The sequence below is a fragment of the Holophagales bacterium genome (genome assembly GCA_016699405.1).
Classification (GTDB): domain Bacteria; phylum Acidobacteriota; class Thermoanaerobaculia; order Multivoradales; family JAGPDF01; genus JAAYLR01.
On record CP064972.1, the window covers coordinates 3,910,421 to 3,932,892 of the forward strand.

Consider the following 22,472-nt stretch of genomic DNA (forward strand, 5'->3'; position numbering starts at 1 on the left):
CGGGCCGCCCGGCGGAGTTCACCAGATCCGGCAGACCGCCTCCTTCGGCTTGACCAGCGGCGCTCCCGCCGGACAGTGGAACGCGGCGGCGAACTCCGGCATGTTCGGGACCACGCCGTTGATCCGGTAGACGCTCGGCGAGTGGACGTTGGTGAGCGCGTTGACCCGCTTGTCTTCGTCGCGCTGGTTCTCGCAGTCCCACTGGGCGAAGCCGACGAAGAAGCGCTGCTCGGGCGTCAGGCCGTCGCGCTCCGTCAACTGCTGGCCGGCGACCGCCCCCTTCCAGGCCTCCCAGGCGAGGATCAGTCCGCCGAGGTCGGCCAGATCCTCGCCGAGGGTGAGCTTGCTGTTCAGCTTGATGTCGTCGACCACCGTGTACTGGGCGTACTGGTCGACGACACAGGCGGCGCGCTTCTCGAACTCCCGGGCGTCGTCGGCGGTCCACCAGTCGGCGAGGTTGCCCGCCGCGTCGAACTGCCGGCCCTCGTCGTCGAAACCGTGCACCAGCTCGTGGCCGATCGTGCCGCCCGTGTTGCCGTAGTTCGGCGCATCGTCGAGCTTCGGATCGAAGAGCGGCGGCAGCAGCACCCCGGCCGGGAAGTTCATGTCGTTCATCGACGGGTTGTAGTAGGCGTTGACGGTCGGCGGGGTCATCCCCCATTCGCCACGGTCGACCGGCTGGCCGATCTTTGCCAGGCGCCGCCGGCTCTCGAAGAGGGCCGCGCGGTCGACGTTGCCGAGCAGGTCGCCCGGCCGGATCTCGAGCGCCGAGTAGTCGCGCCAGGTGTCGGGGTAGCCGATCTTGTTGCGCAGGGTGGCGAGCTTGCCGAGCGCTTGGCGGCGCGTCGCGTCGCTCATCCAGTCGATCTTGCCGATGCGCTCCCCCATCGCCCGCTCGATGCGCAGCACCATGTCGAGCGTCCGTTCCTTGACCTCGGGCGGGAAGGTGCGGGCGACGAAGACCTTGCCGAGCGCCTCGCCGAGCTCGTCGTCGACCCAGCCGACGCAGGTCTTCCACCGCGGCGGCGCCTGCTGCACACCGCGCAGGAAGGCGCGATAGAAGGCGAAGTCGGCCTTGACGAACGCCGACGAGAGGTACGGCGAGCGCGCCCGCACCAGGTGCCAGCGCAGGTAGCCCTTCCAGGCGTCGAGCTTTTCATTGCCGAGCAGCCGCTCGACCTCCTGGAAGAACTTCGGCTCGGTGACGTTGAGCTCGCCGATCGCCGGGGCACCGCTCGCCGCGAGGTAGGTGCCCCAGGGGAACGAGGGCGAGAGCTTCTGCAACTCGGCGAGCGGGAGACGATGGTAGATGGCGCGCGGATCCCGGCGCTCGAGACGCGAGAGCGACGCCTTGGCCAGCGCCGTCTCGAGCCGCAGCGTCGACTCCGCATCGCGCGCCGCCGCTGGATGGGCCTCGCCGGAGAGGACGAGCGAGGCGACGACATGCTCGCGATAGCGCTGCCGGATCTCGACGGAGCGGGCGTCGTCCTTGAGGTAGTAGTCCCGGTCCGGCAGCCCGAGCCCGCCGGCCATCGCCCAGGCGATCACCTGCTCGGAGTTGCCCGGATCCTGCTCGGGGAAGAAGGCGAAGAGCGCTCGCGAGCGCAGGCGCTGGTGCGCGTCGCCGAGCCAGGCGGCGATCGCGCGCGGGCTGTCGAGCGCGGCGATCGCCGCAAGGTCGCCCTTCAGCGGCGAGGCCCCGGCCCGCTCGACCGCCGCTTCGTCCATGCACGAGGCGAAGAAGTCGCCGATCTTCTGCTCGTCGGCCGTCCGACCCGGCGCCGGCTTCGCGGCCGCTTCGAGCAATCCCCAGAGGAACTGCTGATTGTCGTCGTAGAGCTTGCCGTAGACGCTCCAGCGCGACTGGTCGGGGGGGATCGGATGGAGCTTCTGCCAGCCGCCACACGAAAAGTGGTAGAGGTCGGCACACGGATCGATCGTGCGATCCATGAAGGCCGGTTCGAGGCTCGGCGTGTACGGCAGCGCGGACAGCGGTCGCTTCTCGGTCGCCGCCGCCGGAGCCGCCGGGGTCTCGGCCGCGAGCGGCGCGGCGAGCGTGAGCAGCGCCGCGGTGGCCAGCCGGAGTGCAGGAGTCGTCACGAAGGGATTCCTTTCCGCCGGACGAAGGTCCGGCTCCCACGATGGATACGCGCGACGGGGGCGAAAGATCTCCCGACGCCGGTTGCCGGGCGCCCGCCCGGTCGTCGTCTCGTCCGGGCGAAGGCGACGCGCGATCAGGTCGTCGCGGTCTCGGTCCAGAAGCGTGCCAGCAGACGTTCGGCGACGCGCAACCGGTAGGCCGCGGTCGAGCGCAGGTCGTCGATCGGCGTGATCTCGCCGCGCAACGCCTCCTGGGCCGCCGCGAGCGAGACCGCCAGCGCCGCCTCGGTTCGCGGCACGCGCACCACCGTCGCCGCGACGCTGCCGAAGGCCACCCGGCAGGTGTCGCCGCGCACCGCCGCCATGACGACCTTCGAGATCGCCTGGGCCGCGCGCGTCCCGACCTTGCGGAACCACCCCTGCCCGGGGAGCGGTCCGACCTCGACCGCGACGATCAGCTCGTCGCGTCGCAGGGCGGTCTGACGATAGCCGGTGTAGAAGTCGGCGAAGGGCACGCGCCGCTCACCGGCGACGCTGCGCAGGACGACGGTCGCCTCGGCAACCGCCAGGACGGGCAGGGTGTCCCCGGCCGGCGAACCGGTGGCCAGGTTGCCGCCGAGCGTGCCGCGGTTGCGGATCTGCGGGCCACCGACCTCGCCGGCAGCCTGGGCGAGGATCGGGAGTCGCCGGCGCACTTCGGGCGAACGCTCGATGTCGCCGTGCGTGGCAAGCGCCCCGATCACCAAGCGGTCGCCGGCGGTGGTGATGCCGCGCAGCTCGTCGAGCCGCGAGAGATCGAGGAACGAGCGCGCGGCGAGCTTGCCGGCGTTGAGCGCGACGAAGACGTCGGTGCAACCGGCGAGCGGCGTGAGCGGCGCGGCGGAGGCGTCGGCGAGCATCCCCAGCGCCTCGCCGAGACTCTCCGGCTGCGAGAGCTCGAGGCTCGAGAGCGCCGTTCTCACGATCGCTCCACCGCTCGCAGGATCGCGGTATAGCCGGTGCAGCGGCAGAGGTTGCCGGCGAGCGCACGGCGCACGTCCTCTCCCGCCTCGATCGCCGACGCGGCGACGATCATCCCCGGCGTGCAGAAGCCGCACTGCGCGGCGCCTTCGCGAGCGAAGGCGTCGAGCAGCGGGTGACCGGCCAGCCCCTCGATCGTGGTGACGCGACGATCGCGCACCTGGGCGAACGGCACCAGGCAGGCGTTGACCGGGCGGTCGTCGAGCAGCACCGTGCAGGCGCCGCACTCGCCTTCCCCGCAGCCTTCCTTGGTGCCGGTGAGTCCACACTCCTCGCGCAGGACGTCGAGCAACCGCTTCATCGGCGGCGCGGCGACGTCGATCGCGCGTCCGTTCAGAGCGAAGCGCATTCCGAGATCCTCTCCGGGCTCGCCGGCAGGTCACGCAGGTCGATCCCCGCGTGGCGCAGGGCGTTGACGACCGCCGGGGCCACGCCGTCAATCGGCAGCTCGCCGACACCCTTGGCGCCGAACGGGCCGTGCGGGTAGGGACGCTCGACGATCACCGCGTCGATCGGCGGCGTGTCGATGCTGGTGGGAATGATGTAGTCGGTGAGCGAGGCGTTCGCCATCGCTCCGTCGCGCATGGTGACCTGCTCGAGCAGCGCCCAGCCGAGACCCTGCGCCGTGCCGCCCTCGATCTGCCCGGCCACCACCTGCGGGTGGATCGCCCGGCCGACGTCGATGGCGGCAGTGATGCGCGCCGGGGCGACCTCGCAGGTGTCGGGGTCCACGGCGAGCTCGACGACGTCGCAGCCCCAGCCGAAGGTGCCGTAGGCGTCGCCGCGATAGGTCGCGTCGTCCCAGCTCATCCCTTCCGGCTGACGGTACTGCTCGGTGACGACGAGCGGGCCGTGGCGCTCGAGATACTCGCCGGCGCTCATCCCCCCGAGCCGCGCCTTCATCTCGACGGCGCAACGGGCCAGGAGCCCGCCGACCACCATGCAGGTGCGGCTGGCCACCGTCGGCCCGCTGTCCGGCACCCGACCCGTGTCCGGCGTCGCCACCTCGATCGCCTCGAGCGGCCAGCCGAGCGCGTCGGCGGTGATCTGGGCGAGCGTCGTGCGTGCCCCCTGGCCGATCTCGGTGTTGGCCACCAGGATCCGCGCCCCGCCCTCGGTCAGCTCGAGAGAGGCGCGCGAGGCGAGACGCACCTCGCCCGAGCCGGTGAAGCCGCAGCCGTGGAAGAAGAGCGAGAGACCGATGCCTCGCCGCCCGCTGCCGCGAGAACCCCCGGTCGCCCGCTCCGCGGCAAGCTCGACCCGCCGTTTCCGGTAGCCCGACCGCTCGACCGCCGCCTCGAGCACGGCGAGCGCCGCGCAGTCTTCGCCCAGGACCTGGCCGGTGGGCGTCGTGTCGCCGGGTCGGAAGGCGTTGCGCTCGCGCAACGCCAGCGGCTCGCACCCGAGAGCCTCGGCGATGCGGTCGAGATGGACCTCGGCGGCGAAGAGCGATTGCGGCGCCCCGAAGCCGCGAAAGGCGCCGTTCGGCGGCGTATTCGTGCAGGCGGCGCGGCCGCGGATCCGCACGTGATCGCAACGGTAGGGGCCGGTGGCGTGGAGCACGGCGCGCGACAAGACGACCGGTGTGAGCGTCGAATACGCCCCGGCGTCGAGCAGGACGTCGATGTCCATCGCCACGATCCGCCCGTCGCGCGTCACGCCGGTGCGATGGCGGACGAGGGACGGGTGTCGCTTCGTGGTCGCCCACATGTCCTCGCTGCGGTCGTAGATCAACTTGACCGGACGGCCGGACTTCACCGCCAGGAGCGCAGCGTGGCAGGCGATCATCGACGGGTACTCCTCCTTGCCGCCGAAACCACCGCCGGTCTCCGCCTGGACGACGCGGACCCTTTCGATTCCGAGGAGCACCTGGAGCGCCCGGTGGACGAAGTAGGGGCACTGCAGCGAACCGTGCAGCGTGATGCCGCCGTCCTCGGGCACCGCGATGACGCCGTTCGTCTCGAGGTAGGCGTGCTCGTGGTGCCCGGTCGAGTAGGTCCCCTCGACCACCAGGTCGGCGGCGGCGAACCCGGCCTCGAGGTCGCCTTTGTCGATCGCCAGGCGTTTGTGGAAGTGGGTCGCCTGCCGCGGGTCGAGCACCGCGTCGCCGCGCCGCACTTCGAGGTCGACGCGCGCGGCGAGCAGCGCTTCGCGACTCTCGTGAGCGAGCAGCACGACCGGCTCGGCGGCGTGGCGGATCTCGCGCTCGACGAGGCAGGGCTGGTCGAGGTCGAGTCCGGCCACCGCGTTGCGGCCGGGGATGTCTCGATAGTCGACGACGGTGCAACCGGGGGCATCGACGGCGATCGACAGGATCTCGCCGCAGGGGACGGTCGAGCGCACCGTGCGGCCGTGGATCATGCCGGGGAAGACGAGGTCGTCGACGTAGCGTGCCGCGCCGCTGACCTTGGAGTACGCGTCCTTGCGCAGAACGTCCTGGCCGATGAGCGCCATGCCGCGGAGCATAGCGGAGGGTTCGCGGGAAGGGCACCACCCCACCGCGCTGTTTCGCCGGCCCGACACGAGCGCGCCACTCTTGTAGAGTCGCCCGATGACGAACGACCGGGTGGCGCTGGTTACCGGAGCCTCCTCCGGCATCGGCGAGGCGGTCGCTCGCGAGCTCGCGCGTCGCGGGACGCGGGTGGCGCTGGCCGCACGACGCACCGAGCGCCTCGAGCGAATCGCCGCCGAGTTGCGCGCCGCCGGCGGCACGGCGCTCGCCGTCGCCTGCGACGTGACCCGCGACGGCGATCCGGAATCGGCCGTCGGGCAGGTCGTCGCCGCCTGGGGGCGGCTCGACACCGTCTTCGCCAATGCCGGGTTTGTCGTCTCCGGAGAGCTCGCCGAGCTGACGCTCGACGACTACCGCCGTCAGCTCGAGACGAACTTCTTCGGCGTCCTCCGCACGATCCAGGCCGCGCTGCCCGAGCTCGAAAAGAGCCGCGGGCGGCTCGGCGTCGTCGGCAGCGTCAACGGCTACATCGGCACACCGGCGGCCTCCGCCTACTGCGCCTCGAAGTTCGCCGTGCGCGGGCTCTGCGACGCCCTGCGTCACGAGCTCGCCCCGCGCGGGATCTCGGTGACCCATCTCGCTCCGGGCTTCGTCGCCAGCGAGATCCGCGCCAAGGACAACCACGAGGTGCTCGACCCGGCGGCGGTCGAGCGCGTCCCGTCGTGGCTCGTCGCCTCGGCGGAAGCCTCTGCCCGCGAGATCGTCGACGCCGTCGAACGCCGCCGCCGCGAGCGGGTGGTCACCTTCCACGGCAAGCTGTTCGTCTTCCTCGAACGCCACGCTCCGTGGCTCGTCGCCCGAGTGGCCCGGTACGTCCGCTAGCGGGAGCGCCGGCGCCGCCGCCTACTCGACGAGCGGTCCCACCCAGCCTCCCGCCTTCTCCATCCGGCCGAGGACGATCTCGACGCGGCGCTGGTAGGCCTTGCTCGGGCTTCCCGGGTGCCAGCTCGACGGCTTCGGGAGGCTCGCGGCGAGCTGGGCGGCCTCGCGAGCCGTGAGCGCTGCCGCGCCCTTGCCGAACCAGTGACGCGACGCCGCCTCGGCGCCGTAGACGCCGGGACCGAGCTCGACCACGTTGAGGTAGAGCTCGAGGATCCGCCGCTTGCCGAGATGACGCTCGAGGTCCCGCGTCAGCAGTGCCTCCTTGAGCTTGCGCCAGGGATTGCGCGACGGCGAGAGCCAGAGGTTCTTGGCCAGCTGCTGGGTCAGCGTCGAGGCGCCGCGCGGCATCTCCTTGTCCTCCCAGGCGTCGGCGAACGCCTTCTTCATCTCGGCCGTGGCAAAACCGTGGTGCGAGAAGAAGTCGATGTCCTCGGCCACGACGACGGCGAGTCGCAGCGACGGGGCGATGCGGGCGAGCGGAACGGGTCGCCACTCGACGCGGTCGCTCGCTCCCCGGTCGCGCTGCCGCTGGCGGAAGCGCTCGATGAACGCGGTGCTCCCCGGATCGCGCCGCGCCAGCGCGGCAACGTCGGGCCAGGTCGCCCACGAGGAGAGCGCGACGGCGATTCCGAGCAGGAGCAGGGCCGCGATCCAGGGCGCGGCGTTTCGCCTTCTCGCCATGTCGCAAGCCTACCTGCGATTCCCGACGAGGCTCGTCGCCTGACGGCGCCCGGGGTTCGGCGGCAAGGTGCGACGTGCCTATTTCTCCTTCCGCGCCGAGTGCTGCCAGGGGCGCGACGCGACGTCGAATTCCGAGTCGACGAGTTCGGCTTCGAGATCGACCGGTCGCGGCTACAATCGCCCCTTCTTCGTCGCCAATACCGTGTCGGTTTCGGTCCGAACTCCTCGGACCGGAGCCGCGGAAAGGAATCGAGCATTGCTGCGCAAGGTCGCTCTCTATCTCGTGCTGGTCGGAGCCTGCGGCGCCGGTGTCGCCTGGGTGATGCACCTCGGCGCCGGCGAGAGCTTGATGCACCTGGCCACGAGCGCATCCTCCGACGGCGCGCCGGCGCTCGCGCACGCCGCCGACCCGCGCTCGGCGAGCTCGAGCCTCGAAGCCCTGGCGGAACAGCTCGCCGGGCGCCTGCACGAGCCGCTCGCCCAACTGCTCCTCCAGGTGATCGTCGTCGTGACCGCGGCCCGCCTCGCGGGGACGCTCTTCCGGCGCCTCGGCCAGCCCGCCGTGACCGGCGAGATGGTCGCCGGCATCGTGCTCGGCCCGTCGGTGGCCGGGGCCCTCTGGCCGTCGACGCAGCCGTTCCTCTTCCCGGTCGAGTCGATGGGAGCGCTGCGTCTGCTCAGCCAGGTCGGCGTGATCCTCTACATGTTCGTGGTCGGCATCGAGCTCGACCTCGCTCACCTGCGCCGTCGCGCCGACGCCGCCCTCCTGGTCAGCCACGTCAGCATCCTCGCGCCCTTCCTGCTCGGCAGCACCCTGGCGCTGGCCCTCTACCCCACGCTCGCCCCGGCCGGCGTGTCGTTCAGCTCGTTCACGCTCTTTCTCGGCGTTGCGATGAGCATCACGGCGTTCCCGGTCCTGGCGCGCATCCTCGACGAGCGTCAGCTCTCGCGAACGCGACTCGGCGCCATCGCCATCACCTGTGCCGCCGTGGACGACGTGACGGCCTGGTGTCTGCTCGCCGTGGTCGTCGCCGTCGTCAAGGCCGAGGCGCTGACCGGCGCCGCCGTCACCGTGGTCCTGGCGGCGGCCTTCGTCGCGCTGCTGTGGCTCGGCGTGCGACCGATTCTGGGCCGGAGGATCGGCGATCAGGTCGGCGACGAGTCGCGTCAGCGCGCCCATATCGGCCTGGCGCTGACCTTCGTCTTCTCGTGCGCTCTCGCCACCGAGCTGATCGGCATTCACGCGCTGTTCGGGGCGTTCCTCGCCGGCGTCGCCATGCCCGAGCACGCGGCGGTCCGCGAGTTCCTCCAGCGTCGCCTCGAGGCCTTCAGCACCGTCGTGCTGCTGCCGCTCTTCTTCGCCTTCACCGGGCTGCGGACCCACATCGGACTGCTCGACGACGGAGTCGCCTGGGCGACCTGCGCCGCGGTCATCGCGGTCGCGGTGGCCGGGAAGCTCGGCGGCGGGATGCTGGCGGCACCCGTGACCGGGATGTCGTGGCGCGACGCGTTCGCCCTCGGCGCCCTGATGAACACTCGCGGCCTGATCGAGCTGATCGTCCTGAACATCGGCTACGACCTGGGGATCATCTCCGGACGGATCTTCGCCATGCTCGTCCTCATGGCGGTGGTCACCACGCTGATGACCGGTCCGCTCCTCCGCCTCTCCAGCACCTGGCGTCAGGTGGGCATCGGCGCCAGCGAACCGGGCTGAGCGCCCGCCTCCCAGGATCCGCTCGCCAGGCCGCCCGCGTCGTGCCGTCCGACCGATCCTCGGGACTCGCCGCGCGCCATCGCCGAACGCGATTCTCTTCGGTTGCCCGCCGGAGACGGAGGACCTATCCTCTCTTCGGCGCACCCTGCCCCGCGCCGAGGAGGAGTCGATGCCGCTCGCCGTTCACGCTCTCGCCGCCACCCTGCTGCTCGCCACCCCGGCGGCCACGCCCGTGGAGCTCGCTCCGGGCGTCGCGGTCGACCCGGGCATCCCGACACTGCGCGAGGTGGTGGGCCACGACTTCGGCGACGAGATCAGCACCCCCGACGAGATCCTCCGCTACCTCGCCGCGCTGCAGAGCGCGGCACCGGACCGGGCGCGGCTGATCCGCTACGGCGAGAGCTGGGAGGGACGGCCCCTCGTGGTGCTGGCGATCGGCTCGGCGGAGCGGATCACCCGGCTCGACGCGCTCGAGCGCGACCTCGCACGCTTCGCCGACCCGCGCTCGCTCCCCGAGGTCGAGGCGGAACGTCTCCTCCGCGAGCTGCCGGCGGTCGTCTGGCTGCTCCACTCGGTCCATGGCAACGAGATCTCCCCGGCCGACGCGGCGCTCGCCGAGGCCTACTACCTGCTCGCGGCCCGCGGCGATCGCGGCTTCGACGAGATCCGTCGCGACACCCTGGTCCTGGTCGATCCGCTGCAGAACCCCGACGGGCGGGCGCGCTTTCTCGCTTCGAACAGCGCCGGTCGGGCCGCGGTACCCGACCTCCACCCGCTCGCCGCCGAGCGCGACGAGCCCTGGCCCGGCGGCCGGTCGAATCACTATCTCTTCGACATGAACCGCGACTGGATCGCCCTGTCGCAGCCCGAGACGGCCGGCCGGATCGCCCTCTTCCGACGCTTCTTCCCGCAGGTCGTCGTCGACCTGCACGAGATGGGTGGCGACGCCACCTACTTCTTCGCGCCGCCGTCCGCGCCGACGAACCCCTGGATCCAGCCGGCGCAGATCGCGGCGTGGGAACGCTTCGGACGGGCGCTCGCCGAGCGCTTCGACGAGCGCGGTTTCGCCTACTTCACCCGCGAGGTCTTCGACGCGTTCTTCCCGGGCTACGGCGAGTCCTGGCCGATCTACCAGGGGGCCGTCGGGATGACCTACGAGCAGGCCTCGCCGCGCGGACTGGCATTGCGCCGCCGCGACGGCACGACGCTCACCTTCCGCGAGGCCGTGGCGCACCACTTCACCGCCGCGCGGACGACGCTCGAGGTCGCCGCACGCGACCGCGAGAGCCTGCTGCGCGACTTCCTTGCCACGCGCCGGAGCGCTGTCGCCGAGGGCGAGCACGGTCCGGTGCGCGCCTACCTGATGGCGCCGGGCAACGACCCGGCGCGCAGTGAGCGGCTCGCCCGCCTCCTGCTGACCCAGGGGATCGAGGTCCAGCGTGCGACGGGACCGATCGCGCTCGGTTCGCGTACCTTCCCGGCCGGAACCTTCGTCGTCCCGACAGCCCAACCTGCCGGGCGGCTGGCACGAAACCTCCTGGAGCCCGGCGTCGCGATGGACGCCAAGTTCGTCGCCGAACAGGAGCGACGGCGAGAGAAGCGGCTCCCCGACCAGATCTACGACGTCACGGCCTGGAGCCTGCCGCTCGCCTGGGACGTCGAGGTCGTCGCGAGCGACCGGCCGATCGAGGGAGCGCTCACGGCGCTCTCCCCCGCGGCTCCCGGGGCTGCCGACGCTCCAGCGCTTCCCGCCGCGCGCGTCGGCTATCTCGCCCGGTGGGGCAGCGGCACGGCAGCGCTGATCGCCGAGGCGTTGCGCGAGGGGATCGCGGTCCGCACCGCCGGCGCCGCGTTCAAGCTCGCCGGACGCGACTACCCCGCGGGCACCGCCTTCGTGCGGACCGCCGGGAACCCGGCCGATCTCGCGGCGCGTCTCGGCCGACTCGGGGGACGCCACGGTGTGACGCTCGAGCCGGTCGATTCGGGCTGGGTCGACGACGGCATTTCGCTCGGCAGCAACTCGATGACCTCCCTGCGGTCACCGCGCGTCGTTCTCGCCTGGGGCGAGCCGACCTCGAGCCTGTCGGCCGGCTGGTCGCGCTACGTGCTCGAGCGGCGCTTCGGCATCCCGGTGACGGCCGTGCGTGTCGCCTCGTTGCGCCGGCTCGACCTCGCCGCGGTCGACGTCCTCGTGCTCCCCGCGGGCGACTACTCGCCGGCGCTCGACGAAGGGGCGATCGAACGGCTCGACCATTGGGTTCGAGCCGGTGGCACGCTGGTGACGATCGGCGAAGCGTCCCGCTGGGCGGGTCGCGAGAAGGTCGGCCTGCTCGGCACCTCGACCGAGCTGCGCGGCGGGCGGACCGAGGACGAGAAGTCGGAGGGCGGCCAGGCCTCACGCGACGCGAAGACGCCGTTCGACCTCGACGAGGCGATCCGCCCCGAGCGCGAGCTGCCCGATCTGACTCCGGGAGCGCTGCTGCGCGTCGAGCTCGATCGCGAGCACTGGCTCGCCGCGGGCAGCGACGGCGAGATCCAGGCGCTCGTCGAGAGCCGACGCATCTTCACCCCGATCAAGCTCGACGTCGGCGCGAACGTCGGGCTCTATGCGCCAGCCGACCGGCTGCTGGCCTCGGGGATCGTCTGGAACGAGCCGCGCCAGCAACTCGCCCGCAAGGCCTTCCTCCTCGACCGCCCGCTCGGCGACGGCCACGTCATCGCCTTCGCCGAGGACCCGAACGTCCGCGCCGTCGCCGAAGCGACCGAGCTGCTCTTCGCCAACGCCGTGCTCCTCGGACCGGCGAACTAGGCAGGGCGAAGGGCGGCGCCGCGGCGAGCGGCCCGACCGGCCGGGCGGCCCGGCAGCGGAGACGATCGAGGCGATCGTCGACGCTGCCGGTCCAGGTCGCCGGGTCCGGCGTCAGCGGATCGTCCGCAGCGAGCCCGGCTTGCTCTTGCTCATCGCCTCCATGCACGAATCGGTGCGCGGATCGGCGGCGAAGCACCAGCAGACGTCCTTGCCGCCGGACTCGATCGTCGCCGTCTCGCCCGGCGCGATGGTCAGCTTGTGGATCTCCTTCTTCTGCTCGCAGCGCTCCTTCTCGCCGGTGCGAGCGATCACGTGGTAGGGGCGGTCGGTCTTGTTGGTCAGGCTGATGGCGCTCCCGGCGTCGGCGGCCAGCACGGGAAGGGCGAAGGCCGCCAGCGCACAGGCGGCGGCGAACGAGCGGATGTGGCGACGGTTCATTCGATCTCTCCTTGGCGGGCGCAGGGCCCGGCGTTCTCGCGCTCCCGCCGGCGGGGAACGTCTCCCGTGGGCCGGTCGCGCGTCCTCCGAGCTACGGGACAGCGGAGCGCGGGTTGCGCGGACGGACGGGATCGGACACCGGCAGACGGCACGTTCCACGAGCATCCCGCCGCGGCCTCCCCGCGCGATCGGGCGGGAAGGAGTGGGTGGGGGCGGTGCTACCCTTTTCGAGTCTCCGGAGGATCTCCGTCCATGATGACCCACGACTTCAAAGGCCGCCCCGCCCCCGAGCACGACGACCTGCGTCCGCTGGTCCGCCGTCTCGGCAAGCTGCCAGCCGACTGGCGACGGCGCGACCTCGTGGAGCTCTGCCTGGCCGACGGCATCCGCGTCGTCAACTTCCGCTATCCGTCCTTCGACGGCAAGCTGCGCGAGCCTCCGCCTTCCCGTCTCCTCCCGTGCCTATCTCGATCGCATCCTCGCCGCGGGCGAACGTGCCGACGGCTCGAGCCTCTTTCCCGGGCTCTTCCGCACCGGCGAGAGCGACCTCTACGTCGTCCCCGTCTACCGCTGGGCCTTCCTCGACCCCTGGGTGCCGGACGAGCTGCACGTCGTCTGCCGTTTCGCCGGGCGCGACGGCGAGCCGTCGCCGTGGACACCGGACAACCTGCTCGCCGCGCAGGCCGCCGAGCTGCGTCGGGCGACCGGTCTCGAGCTGCTGGCGCTCGCCGAGCTCGAGCACTATCTGATCCTCGACCGCGCCGACAATCGGTTCTCCGGCCGCTCGCAACGCAACTACCACCAGAGCGCGCCCTACCTGCACGGCCGCGCCATCGCCGACGAGATGCTGCGTGCCGCGGCCGGGATCACCGGTTCGGTCAAGTACTGTCACGCCGAGGTCGGCTACATCGACCGGATCGAGTCGAACGACCCCGAGCTCGACGGCAAGCGCGTCGAGCAGTACGAGCTGGAGATGGACCTCGCCCCGGTCGAGGACCTCGGCTGCTGGCTGCCGGTGCTGCGCTGGCTGCTGCGCGAGATCGCCAATCGCCACGGCGCGTCGGTGACCTTCGTCCCCAAGCTCGACGAGGGAATGGCGGGAAGCGGCATGCACTTCCACCTGGCGCTCGCCCGCGACGGCCGCAACGTGATGCGCGGCGACGACGGCGAGCTCACCCGCGAGGCGCGCGCGCTGATCGGCGGCCTGCTCTCGCACGCCTCGCCGCTGGTCGCCTTCGGCAACACGGTGGCCGGCAGCTTCCTCCGTCTCGTTCCCGGGCAGGAGGCACCGACCCGGCTCTGCTGGGGAAAGAGCAACCGCGCCGCGATGATCCGCGTCCCGCTCGATTTCTCGACGCCGCAGCGGCTCGACCTGACGATGAACGCCGGCGAGGACGGCGCCTACCCCGCCGACCTGTCACGACCCACGGTGGAGATCCGGACCCCGGACGGCTCGGCCTACACCCACCTGCTGCTCGCCGCGATCGCCCGCTGCGTCACGGTCGGTCTCGCCGACCCGCAGGCAGTGGCGCTCGCCGACCGTCTCGAGGTCAAGGGCGACCTGACTCGGGAGCAGCGCGCGGCGCTCGACGAGCTCCCAGGCTCGGCCGTCGCCGCGGCGCGCTCGCTCGAAGCGCACCGCGCCTTCTTCGAGGAGGGAGGCTTTCCCGCTCGCATGCTCGACCTCGTCACCGCCAAGCTGCGCGCGGAGGCCGACGAGGAGCTCTCGGCACGACTGCAACAGCTCCCGGCCGCCGAGCGATTGGCCGAGAGCCGCCGACTCATGCACAAGGACCTGCACAAGCACTGAACCGTCGGTTCGTCGGAGCTCCCGCGCGCGCGAAGCGAGCCGGCGAAACGTCCTTCCGCGGCGCGGAGGATCGCGCCGCAAGGACGGAACCGCGGTGGGGACGCTCGGCTCGCTGATCCCCTCCGCTGCGGCGACGCGGCCTCCTGCGGCGAGCCACGGAGCGCAACGGCGACGGCTTTTCGGACCTGCGCGAGCGCCTTGGTCGGAGTCGACCGGCGCCCGTCCAGCGCCGGCTTGCGCCGCACCCCGCTGCGACGAGTATCCTTCACCCGTCACCTCGGAGCCGTCCTGATGCCGTTCAACCTCCCTCCGTTCGCTCACGCCATGCCGATCCTCGCCTTGTCGCTCGCCGCACTCCCTTCGCCCCTCCGCGCTGCCGCCGGCGCCTCACCCGCCGGAGCGGTGGCCGCGCCCGAGGTGCCGGCGACCGCCGGAGCGGAGGAGTCCGCGGCGGTCGTCCCGCCGAAGGCGGCGCGGCGGCCGCATCCGCTCGTCGCCCACGGCGAGACCCGGGACGACCCGTACTACTGGCTGCGCGACGACAGTCGCAAGGACCCGGAGGTGCTCGGCTACCTCGAGGCCGAGAACGCCTACACCACGGCGGCGATGCGCCCGACCGAAGCGCTGCAGGAGACGCTCTACGCGGAGATGTCCAAACGGATCCAGCAGGACGACGAGAGCGTTCCCTGGCACAAGGGCGGCTACTGGTACTCGGTCCGCCACGAGCATGCCAAGGAGTACCCGATCTTCTTGCGCCGCAAGGGGGACCCCGCAGCTCCGGCCGAAGTCCTGCTCGACGCCAATCTCGCCGCGCGTGGCCACGCCTTCTACCAGGTGGCGGGAACGGAGGTCTCGAGCGATCAGCGACTGCTCGCCTTCGCCGAGGACACGGTGAGTCGCCGCCTCTACACCGTGCGGATCCGGGACCTCGCGACCGGCGAGCTGCTCGCCGACGCGATCCCCGGCACCTCGGGCGACGTCGCCTGGGCCAACGACAACCGCACGTTCTTCTACGTCGAGAAGGACCCGACGACGCTGCTCGCCTTCCGCGTCAAGCGCCATCGCCTCGGCACCGACCCGGCGAGCGACCCGGTGGTCTACGAGGAGACCGACCGCACCTCCTCGGTGAGCGTCGACAAGACCCGTTCCGAGCGCTGGATCCTCGTCACCAGCCGCAGCACCCTGTCGACCGAGGTCCGGCTCCTTCCGGCCGATCAACCGGAGGCGGCGTGGCGCGTTTTCCTGCCGCGCGAGCGCGACCACGAGTACCAGGTCGAAGATCTCGGCGACCGCTTCTTCGTCCGCACCAACTGGAAGGCGCCGAACTTTCGCCTGATGGAGGTCGCGGGCGATCGCACCGCCGACCGCGCGGCCTGGCACGAGGTCGTGCCGCACCGCGAGGAAGCCTTCGTCCACTCCTTTCTCGTCTTTCGTGACTTCCTGGCGATCGCCGAACGCAGCGACGGCCTGCGCCGGATTCGCGTCAAGCCGCTCGGCAACGGATCCGAGAGCCTGATCGCCAGCGACGAGCCCTCCTACGTCATGTTCCTCGGCGCCAACCCGACGCAGGACGGAACGGTCCTGCGCTACACCCTCACCTCCCTGGGCACGCCGACGACGACCTTCGACCTCGACGTCCGGAGCGGGAAGCGGACGCTGCTCAAGCGCGACCCGGTCGGGGACTTCGACCCGACGCGCTACGAGACCGAGCGCATCTGGGTGACGGCGCGTGACGGCGCGCGGGTGCCCGTGTCGCTCGTCCATCGCCGCGGGCTGCCGCGGAACGGCACGGCGCCGCTGCTGCAGTACGGCTACGGCTCGTACGGCTTCTCGAGCGATCCGTCGTTCAACCCCAACCTGCTCTCGCTGCTCGACCGCGGCTTCGTCTACGCCCTGGCGCACGTGCGCGGCGGCCAGGAGATGGGGCGGCGCTGGTACGAGGACGGGAAGCTGCTGAAGAAGAAGAACACGTTCTTCGACTTCGTCGACGTGACCGAGGCGCTCGTCGCCGGCGGCTATGCGGCACGGGACAAGGTCTTCGCCGCCGGCGGCAGCGCCGGCGGTCTGCTCGTCGGAGCGGTGGTCAACCTGCGACCCGATCTCTATCGCGGCGTCGTCGCCGCGGTCCCGTTCGTCGACGTCGTCACCACGATGCTCGACGAGAGCATTCCGCTGACCACCGGCGAATTCGACGAGTGGGGCAACCCGAAGGACAAGCGCTTCTACGACTACATGCTCTCCTACTCGCCGTACGACCAGGTCAAGGCCCAGGCCTACCCGGCGATGCTGGTGACGACCGGCCTCTGGGACTCGCAGGTGCAGTACTACGAACCGGCCAAGTGGGTCGCCAAGCTCCGCGCCACGAAGACCGACGCGCGGCCGCTGCTGCTGAAGACGAACCTGCAGGCCGGTCACGGCGGCAAGTCGGGGCGCTTCGAGCGGCTGCGCGACCAGGCGCTCCAGTACGCCTTCTTCCTCCATCTCGCGGGGATCGACCAGTGACCACGAGCCATCCGCCGTTCGCGCGCACTGCCGCGCTCGCCCTCGCCTCGCTCCTCGTGCTGCCGGCCGGGATGACACCCGCCGCCGCGGCCACCACCGCCAAGCCGGTGCTCCACGCCCGGCACTGGCTGGCGATCACCGGCAAGCCGCTCGCTGCGACCGCCGGGGCTCGGACCTTTCTCGCCGGCGGCAACGCCGTCGACGCGGCGTGCGCGATGCTCGCGGCCTCGGCCACGATGTGGGACACCCTCGGCTGGGGCGGCGAGACCCAGGCCCTCCTCTGGCACCCCCAGCTCCACAAGGTGATCGCCATCGACGGGCTCGGCGTGGCTCCGACCGGTGCCACGCCGGACCTCTTCCGCTCGCAGGGTCTCTCCTATCCGCCCGCCGAGGGCCCGCTCGCCGCGGTGACGCCGGGCACCCCCGGCGCCCTGATGGTGATGCTCGCCGAGTACGGCAAGCTCTCGCTCGCCGAGGTGCTCGCTCCGGCGATCGAGATGGCCGAGGGCTACCCGATCGAGCAGCAGCTCGCCGACACGATCGAGCGACAGAAGGCGAAGCTCAAGCAGTGGCCGGCCTCCGCCGCGGTCTTCCTGCCCCATGCGGGCCAACGACGAGAGGCCCCGCAGCCGGGCGAGGTCTTCCGCCAGCCCGACCTCAAGGCGACGCTCGAGAAGCTGGTCGAAAGCGAGCGCGCCGGGCTCGCCGCCGGGCTCGACCGCAAGGCGGCGATCTACGCCGCCTACGATCGCTTCTACCGCGGCGACATCGCCCTCGAGCTGGTGCGCGGGGTCCAGGAGATCGGCGGCCTGATCACCGCCGGCGATCTCGACCGCTGGAAGGTGGAGATCGAGGAGCCGGTCTCGACGAGCTACAAGGGGATCGAGGTCTACAAGCTCAACGTCTGGACCCAGGGACCGGCGATGCTCCAGGCGCTCAACCTGCTCGAGCCGTTCGACCTCGCCGCCATGGGCTACAACAGCGCGCGGGAGATCCACACCGTCTACCAGGCGATGAACCTCGCCTTCGCCGACCGCGACTTCTACTACGGCGATCCCTACTCCCCGCCGGAGGAGCCGGTGCGCGGCTTGCTGTCGAAGGAATATGCGGCCGAGCGGCGAAAGCGGATCGATCCACGCCGCAACGACCCGCAGATCTCTCACGGTGATCCCTATCCGTTCGAAGGACGGATCAACCCCTACCTCGAGCTCGAGGCGACCACGCCGCCGACGACCGTGGCCACGCCGGGCGTCGGCATCCCGGACTTCGCGCCGGTGGCCGAGCCGCCGGGTGCGCCGGTGGCCGAACCGACGAGCGTCGCGCCTTCACCGACCCCTTCCGGCTCGCCGACGCCCGCGCCCGGCGGTCCTGTCCCGCCGCAGGATGCACCGCCTCCCCCGCGCACCGCCGAACGCGGCGACTCGTTCGAGGAGACGTTCCGTCGCGGCACCACCTCGGTGCTCGCCGCCGACGCCGAGGGCTGGGTCGTCGCCATGACGCCTTCCGGCGGCTGGGTGCCGGCGGTCGTCGCCGGACACACCGGAATCGGACTCTCCCAGCGGATGCAGAGCTTCGTCCTCGACGACCGCGAGAACCCGTTCAACGTCGTGGCCCCGGGCAAGCGCCCGCGGGTCACGCTCACCCCGACCCTCGCCGTCAAGGACGGCGCTCCCTATCTGGCCGCCGCCGTCCAGGGCGGCGACACGCAGGACCAGAACCTGCTGCAGTTCTTTCTCGGCGTCGTGGAGTTCGGCATGAACGCCCAGGAGGCCGCCGAAGCGGCGAACTTCGTGAGCTATCAGATGAAAAGCTCGTTCGGCGACCACGCGAGCCAGCCGGGCCGGCTGACGGTCAACGAGCAGGTCCCCGAGTGGGTGCGCCGGGAGCTCCGCACGATGGGCTACCAGGTCGACGCGGAGGCGAAGACCTCGGGACCGATCAACGCCATCGTCTTCGATCGCGCTCACGGCACGATGTGGGGCGGCTCGTCGAACCACGGCGAGGACTACGGCGTCGGCTGGTGACGCCCTTCGGCGTGCGCGCCGCGGTCAGATGAAGCTGCGGATTCGCGGCCAGAGATCGGCGATCGGCACCTTGCCGTGGCGCACGATCCAGATCGGCTTCTCCGCCTCGTACGGCATGCAGTCGCTGCAACGGTAGGTGGCGCCGAGCTGCACGTCGGCGAAGAGCTCCTCGAGCCGCTGCCGCCGGTCGCCGATGACGATCACCACCTCGCCGCTGCAGGCGCGCGGCCCCCAGAGCCAGTAGCTGTTGTGGGCGGAGATCGCCTTCGGCAGCCCGAGGGACGGACCGTAGAGGTCGATCGCACCGGCCTGACCGTAGTTCTGCGCGAAGACGCAGGCGTGCTCGCGCTCTTCGGCAGGAAGCGCGCGATGCACCGCGGCGACCGTCTCGGCCAGCTCGCGCCAACCGATCTGGTCGGCGAAGAACTGCGGCAGACGACCGATCTCGTGGCGCTCGTCGGTCCCGGGCCGGACCCCGAGCGCCGTCGAATAGCGCACAAAGCTCTCGACCGGCAGGATGGCCTTGGCAAACGGCGCCAGCGCGAGGTTGGCGCCGACGACGACCAGCGCCACCGCGAAGCGCAGGATCCGTCGCCCGAAGTAGAGGCTCAGGTGCTCGACGCCGACCGCCCCGGCGGCGATCAACGGCGCGTAAGCCGCAGCAAGGTAGTACGGCTTCGCCGCGGTGACCAGCATCACGCCGAGCACCGCGAGGTAGCCCCAGCCGAGCGGTCGGAAACGTCGCATCTGAAGGCCGGAGAGCAGGTAGACGAGACCGGAGACCCAGAGCACGGCGGTCGCCGGCCCCATGATGCGGAACTGCTCGGCGAGGAAGGTCAGCGGGTCGAGCGCCACGTTCTTCAGCCGCCGGGCGTTCTCCATGAACTCCAGCGTCGGCCAGCCGTGTGCCCGCTGCCAGAGCAGGTGCGGCAGGAAGACGAGCGCGGCGATGCCGCCACCGAGCCAGGGCCAGCGAGTCGCCAGGAGGTCGCGGCGTCCGCCGAGCAGCAACCCGACGACGGTGCCGAACCCCAGGAACAACATGCTCACCTTGTTCTGCAAGCCGACTCCGGCAACGAGCCCGAAGGCCAGCCAGAGCTCGGGGGGACCGTCGTCGAGCAACTCGACCAGAAGGCGCAACGCCGAGGCCCAGAAGAGCAGGTCGAAGGCGTTCATCGAGAAAATGCCGAAGAGCGAGAGGAAGACCGGGGCGGTCGCCGCGCCGAGCTGGGCGAGCAGCCGCGCCGGGCGGCGCCCCCCGAGGCCGACGGCGAGCGAGCCGGCGAGCGCGACGAAGAGAGCGGCGGCGAGCGCCGGAAGCAGTCGCAGCGCCAGCGTCGACGTGCCGAGCGTCGCGCGCACCGCTGCCGCCAGCAGCGGCGCGAGCGGCGGGTGATCGACGTAGCCCCAGGCAGGATGCTCGCCGCAGGCCAGGTAGTAGAGCTCGTCGCGGAAGATCCCGTAACCGGACGAGGTTGCGAGGTGGAAGACGGCGACCAGCCCGGGGACACCCCAGCGCAGGAGCGGGCCGGTGCGATCGAGCTCGATCTCCCGGCTCCGCGACAGCCCTCGATCCATCGAGCCCTCCCTCGCCGACACGGCGTATCTGGCGAAGAAGAGCGCCGTGCCCGCGCTTTGTCAAGCGGATCGCTCACCGGACGTCCCGTCCGGAGCGTGAACTTTCGCGACGCCCCCGCGTACCTCCTCGACAGTCGAGCCGCTCACCGCTCTCCCCCAAGTCGAGGAGGAAACCATGCGTCGCCCCGTTCTTCCGTTCGCCGCGGCCGCTCTCGCGGTCGCCGCCCTTGCCACCACCCCGGCCCTCGCCCAGGCGTCGGGGGTCACCCTGCCCCCGTCGGGCGACAACCAGCGCGCCAAGGTCGTCCAGCAGATGGGTCTGGTCGAGGTCTCGATCGAGTATTCGAGCCCCGATGTCCATGCTCCGGACGGCAGCGACCGTCACGGCAAGATCTGGGGCGACCTCGTTCCCTTCGGCCTCGCCGACTTGGGCTACGGCCCCTGCGGCAAGGAGTGTCCCTGGCGCGGCGGCGCCAACGAGAACACGGTCTTCGCCGTCGACCACGACGTCGAGATCCAGGGCAAGAAGCTCCCCGCCGGACGCTACGGACTTCACTTCATCCCGGGCCCCGAGGAGTGGACGGTGATCTTCTCCAAGCGCTCGACCGACTGGGGGAGCTTCTTCTACGACCCGAAGGAGGACGCGCTGCGCGTGCCGGCCAAGCCGCACAAGAACCCCTATCGCGAGTGGCTGAGCTACGAGTTCACCGATCGCCAGCTCGATCGGGCCACGGTCGAATTGCAGTGGGAGGACCTCGCGCTGCCGTTCGAGATTCGCGTCCCCGACATGATCGACCTCTACGTCGCCAATCTCCGTCGCGAGCTGCGGACCGGATCGGCCTTCACCCACGCCGCCTGGCTCAACGCCGCTCGTTTCTGCCTCGAGCGCAAGGTCAACCTCCCCGAGGCCGAGACCTGGGCGGAGCAGGCGGTGCGCGACGCCTTCGTCGGCCGGCGGACGTTCGAAGCCCTCACGCTCCTCGCCGACCTGCAGAGCGCCAACGGCAAGGGCGACGCGGCCACGAAGACGATGGCCGAGGCAATCGCCAGCACCACCGCCGGCCCCTTCGACATCCACAGCTACGGGCGTCGCCTGATGCGTGACGGCAAGCCGAAGGAGGCGCTGGCCGTCTTCCAGCTCAACGCCAAGCGCCATCCGGACGAGTGGCCGGTGCAGGTCGGCCTCGCCCGCGGCTACTCCGCCGTCGGCGACCTGAAGCAGGCGCTCGTCCACGCCCGGATCGCCCTCAAGCAGGCGCCGGACGAGGTCAATCGCAAGTCGCTCGAAAAGGCGGTCGAAACGCTGTCGCAGGGCAAGCCCTGGAGCTGAGCACCGCCCCGATCTGCCGGGTGGGGGGCCGCGGGTGGTCGGACGGAGGGCTCCCATCCCCGCGCGGAGCCCGGATCGGCGAACGACGTGACCCACCCACCAGGGTCCTTCCGGGCGAGCACGGAGATGGGAAACCGGCCGGACAGGACCCGCGGCGGGGGCGCTCGCCCTGGCGCGAAGCTCCGATTCGTCCCTTCGATCGATTGCCCAGCGGCCGGAAGCATGCCGACCGCTGGAGCTCGATCGCTCGCTAGTGAAGGCTGCTGCCTGCTTCGCTGCCCCAGAGCTCCTTCAGGCGCTCGTCGCGCCCGCAGCCGCCGCGGTAGTAGCGGTAGCGCAGCGGATTCTTCTTCCAGTAGTCCTGGTGGTACTCCTCGGCCGGATAGAAGGCCGAGGCCGCGAGGATCGGCGTGACCACCGGTCCGGGCAGCCGCTTCGCGGCGTCGAGCGCGGCCTTCGACGCCTCGGCGGCGGAGCGTTGCGCCGCGTCGTGGACGAAGATGGCCGTCCGATACTGCTCGCCGCGATCGCAGAACTGCCCGCCCCCGTCGGTCGGGTCGACGTTCCGCCAGAAGACCTCCAGCAACTGCTCGTAGCTCACCTTGGCCGGATCGAAGAGGATCTCGACCGATTCGAGGTGGCCGGTGCCGCCCGAAGAAACCTCCTCGTAGGTCGGGTTCGTCTTCGTCCCGCCGGTGTAGCCGGACGTCACCGAAAGCACGCCGTCGAGCTTCTCGAACGGCGGCTCCATGCACCAGAAGCAACCGCCGGCGAACGTGGCCTTGGCGGAGACTGCGAACGCCGCCGGGCTGGCGAGCGTGACGACGAGCAATGCGAGAACGGCCTTCCCTGCGAATCGAGCCACGACGACCTCCTGCCGGTCCGAGGCCCCGCCAGCCGGGGCTCGTGCTTGAGATGCGGCAACGACGCCGCAGTTTCCCGCTTCCACCTTCCTACGCGAGGAGCGCGTTCCCTGGACGCTCCGTGTCGCTGGCTCTCCCCCGGCGCCTCCGGCGCACGCGCTCGAGCTCTCCCTTCGCCGCGGCGCGGCGGAAAAGCCACCCTTTCGCGC

At 71.2% G+C, this 22,472-nt stretch carries 15 protein-coding genes; 7 read left to right on the plus strand and 8 right to left on the minus strand.

Translation table 11 applies throughout. The features are described from left to right. Nucleotides 1–18 precede the first annotated feature (18 nt). The 4 genes from IPJ17_16230 to IPJ17_16245 all read right to left on the minus strand — a co-directional run bounded on the left by IPJ17_16230 (nt 19) and on the right by IPJ17_16245 (nt 5,574). Entirely contained in the window at nt 19–2,100 is a 2,082-nt protein-coding gene (locus tag IPJ17_16230) for a M13 family metallopeptidase (protein QQR73018.1), read from the minus strand. Nucleotides 2,101–2,234: 134 nt separating this feature from the next. Further along, nucleotides 2,235–3,062 carry a xanthine dehydrogenase family protein subunit M gene (locus IPJ17_16235; protein QQR73019.1) on the minus strand — a complete coding sequence of 276 codons (828 nt, stop codon included), beginning with the start codon at nt 3,060–3,062 and terminating at the stop codon, nt 2,235–2,237. Further along, nucleotides 3,059–3,469 (minus strand): (2Fe-2S)-binding protein, encoded by a 411-nt coding sequence (locus IPJ17_16240; GenBank protein ID QQR73020.1) that lies wholly within the window; start codon nt 3,467–3,469, stop codon nt 3,059–3,061. Before IPJ17_16240 ends, IPJ17_16235 begins: the two co-directional genes overlap by 4 nt. Beyond that, nucleotides 3,454–5,574 (minus strand): xanthine dehydrogenase family protein, encoded by a 2,121-nt coding sequence (locus IPJ17_16245; GenBank protein ID QQR73021.1) that lies wholly within the window; start codon nt 5,572–5,574, stop codon nt 3,454–3,456. Before IPJ17_16245 ends, IPJ17_16240 begins: the two co-directional genes overlap by 16 nt. A 97-nt stretch (nt 5,575–5,671) precedes the next feature. Between IPJ17_16245 and IPJ17_16250 the strand changes: the two genes are divergently transcribed. Further along, on the plus strand, nt 5,672–6,454 hold the full coding sequence (locus IPJ17_16250; protein QQR73022.1) for an SDR family oxidoreductase: 783 nt from the start codon (nt 5,672–5,674) through the stop codon (nt 6,452–6,454). Between the two features lie 21 nt (nt 6,455–6,475). Here the strand turns inward: IPJ17_16250 and mtgA are convergent, their stop codons facing one another. Then, on the minus strand, nt 6,476–7,195 hold the full coding sequence (gene mtgA, locus IPJ17_16255; protein QQR73023.1) for a monofunctional biosynthetic peptidoglycan transglycosylase: 720 nt from the start codon (nt 7,193–7,195) through the stop codon (nt 6,476–6,478). Nucleotides 7,196–7,544: 349 nt separating this feature from the next. Here mtgA and IPJ17_16260 point away from each other — a divergent pair, with 349 nt between their 5' ends. Beyond that, nucleotides 7,545–8,909 carry a cation:proton antiporter gene (locus IPJ17_16260; GenBank protein ID QQR76202.1) on the plus strand — a complete coding sequence of 455 codons (1,365 nt, stop codon included), beginning with the start codon at nt 7,545–7,547 and terminating at the stop codon, nt 8,907–8,909. A 169-nt stretch (nt 8,910–9,078) separates the two neighbouring features. Next, complete coding sequence (locus IPJ17_16265; protein ID QQR73024.1) at nt 9,079–11,718, plus strand: peptidase M14; 2,640 nt, start codon at nt 9,079–9,081, stop codon at nt 11,716–11,718. 111 nt (nt 11,719–11,829) lie between these two features. On the opposite strand, the gene IPJ17_16270 is transcribed toward IPJ17_16265, so the two are convergent. Continuing rightward, nucleotides 11,830–12,156, minus strand: a complete 327-nt coding sequence (locus tag IPJ17_16270) for a hypothetical protein (protein ID QQR73025.1) — start codon at nt 12,154–12,156, stop codon at nt 11,830–11,832. 592 nt (nt 12,157–12,748) lie between these two features. Here IPJ17_16270 and IPJ17_16275 point away from each other — a divergent pair. The 3 genes from IPJ17_16275 to IPJ17_16285 all read left to right on the plus strand — a co-directional run bounded on the left by IPJ17_16275 (nt 12,749) and on the right by IPJ17_16285 (nt 18,492). After that, nucleotides 12,749–13,966 carry a glutamine synthetase gene (locus IPJ17_16275; GenBank protein ID QQR73026.1) on the plus strand — a complete coding sequence of 406 codons (1,218 nt, stop codon included), beginning with the start codon at nt 12,749–12,751 and terminating at the stop codon, nt 13,964–13,966. Nucleotides 13,967–14,290: 324 nt separating this feature from the next. Then, entirely contained in the window at nt 14,291–16,468 is a 2,178-nt protein-coding gene (locus tag IPJ17_16280; protein QQR76203.1) for a S9 family peptidase, read from the plus strand. Next, nucleotides 16,465–18,492 (plus strand): gamma-glutamyltransferase, encoded by a 2,028-nt coding sequence (locus IPJ17_16285; protein ID QQR73027.1) that lies wholly within the window; start codon nt 16,465–16,467, stop codon nt 18,490–18,492. The genes IPJ17_16280 and IPJ17_16285 overlap by 4 nt, the downstream gene beginning before the upstream one ends. Nucleotides 18,493–18,516: 24 nt before the next feature. On the opposite strand, the gene IPJ17_16290 is transcribed toward IPJ17_16285, so the two are convergent. Beyond that, nucleotides 18,517–20,070 carry a glycosyltransferase family 39 protein gene (locus IPJ17_16290; protein ID QQR73028.1) on the minus strand — a complete coding sequence of 518 codons (1,554 nt, stop codon included), beginning with the start codon at nt 20,068–20,070 and terminating at the stop codon, nt 18,517–18,519. 175 nt (nt 20,071–20,245) lie between these two features. On the opposite strand from IPJ17_16290, the gene IPJ17_16295 reads away from it, so the two are divergent. After that, nucleotides 20,246–21,400, plus strand: coding sequence for a DUF2911 domain-containing protein (locus tag IPJ17_16295; protein QQR73029.1), 1,155 nt, complete (start codon nt 20,246–20,248; stop codon nt 21,398–21,400). A gap of 250 nt (nt 21,401–21,650) precedes the next feature. On the opposite strand, the gene msrA is transcribed toward IPJ17_16295, so the two are convergent. Then, on the minus strand, nt 21,651–22,265 hold the full coding sequence (gene msrA / locus IPJ17_16300; GenBank protein ID QQR73030.1) for a peptide-methionine (S)-S-oxide reductase MsrA: 615 nt from the start codon (nt 22,263–22,265) through the stop codon (nt 21,651–21,653). Between the last annotated feature and the right edge of the window lie 207 nt (nt 22,266–22,472).

What these genes read in the sequence shown, in the direction of transcription:
- IPJ17_16240 (QQR73020.1), bottom strand. Translation starts at nt 3,469, where the DNA reads ATGCGCTTCGCTCTGAACGGACGCGCGATCGACGTCGCCGCGCCGCCG.
- IPJ17_16245 (QQR73021.1), bottom strand. Translation starts at nt 5,574, where the DNA reads ATGGCGCTCATCGGCCAGGACGTTCTGCGCAAGGACGCGTACTCCAAG.
- IPJ17_16250 (QQR73022.1), top strand. Translation starts at nt 5,672, where the DNA reads ATGACGAACGACCGGGTGGCGCTGGTTACCGGAGCCTCCTCCGGCATC.
- mtgA (QQR73023.1), bottom strand. Translation starts at nt 7,195, where the DNA reads ATGGCGAGAAGGCGAAACGCCGCGCCCTGGATCGCGGCCCTGCTCCTG.
- IPJ17_16260 (QQR76202.1), top strand. Translation starts at nt 7,545, where the DNA reads ATGCACCTGGCCACGAGCGCATCCTCCGACGGCGCGCCGGCGCTCGCG.
- IPJ17_16265 (QQR73024.1), top strand. Translation starts at nt 9,079, where the DNA reads ATGCCGCTCGCCGTTCACGCTCTCGCCGCCACCCTGCTGCTCGCCACC.
- IPJ17_16270 (QQR73025.1), bottom strand. Translation starts at nt 12,156, where the DNA reads ATGAACCGTCGCCACATCCGCTCGTTCGCCGCCGCCTGTGCGCTGGCG.
- IPJ17_16280 (QQR76203.1), top strand. Translation starts at nt 14,291, where the DNA reads ATGCCGATCCTCGCCTTGTCGCTCGCCGCACTCCCTTCGCCCCTCCGC.
- IPJ17_16290 (QQR73028.1), bottom strand. Translation starts at nt 20,070, where the DNA reads ATGGATCGAGGGCTGTCGCGGAGCCGGGAGATCGAGCTCGATCGCACC.
- IPJ17_16295 (QQR73029.1), top strand. Translation starts at nt 20,246, where the DNA reads ATGCGTCGCCCCGTTCTTCCGTTCGCCGCGGCCGCTCTCGCGGTCGCC.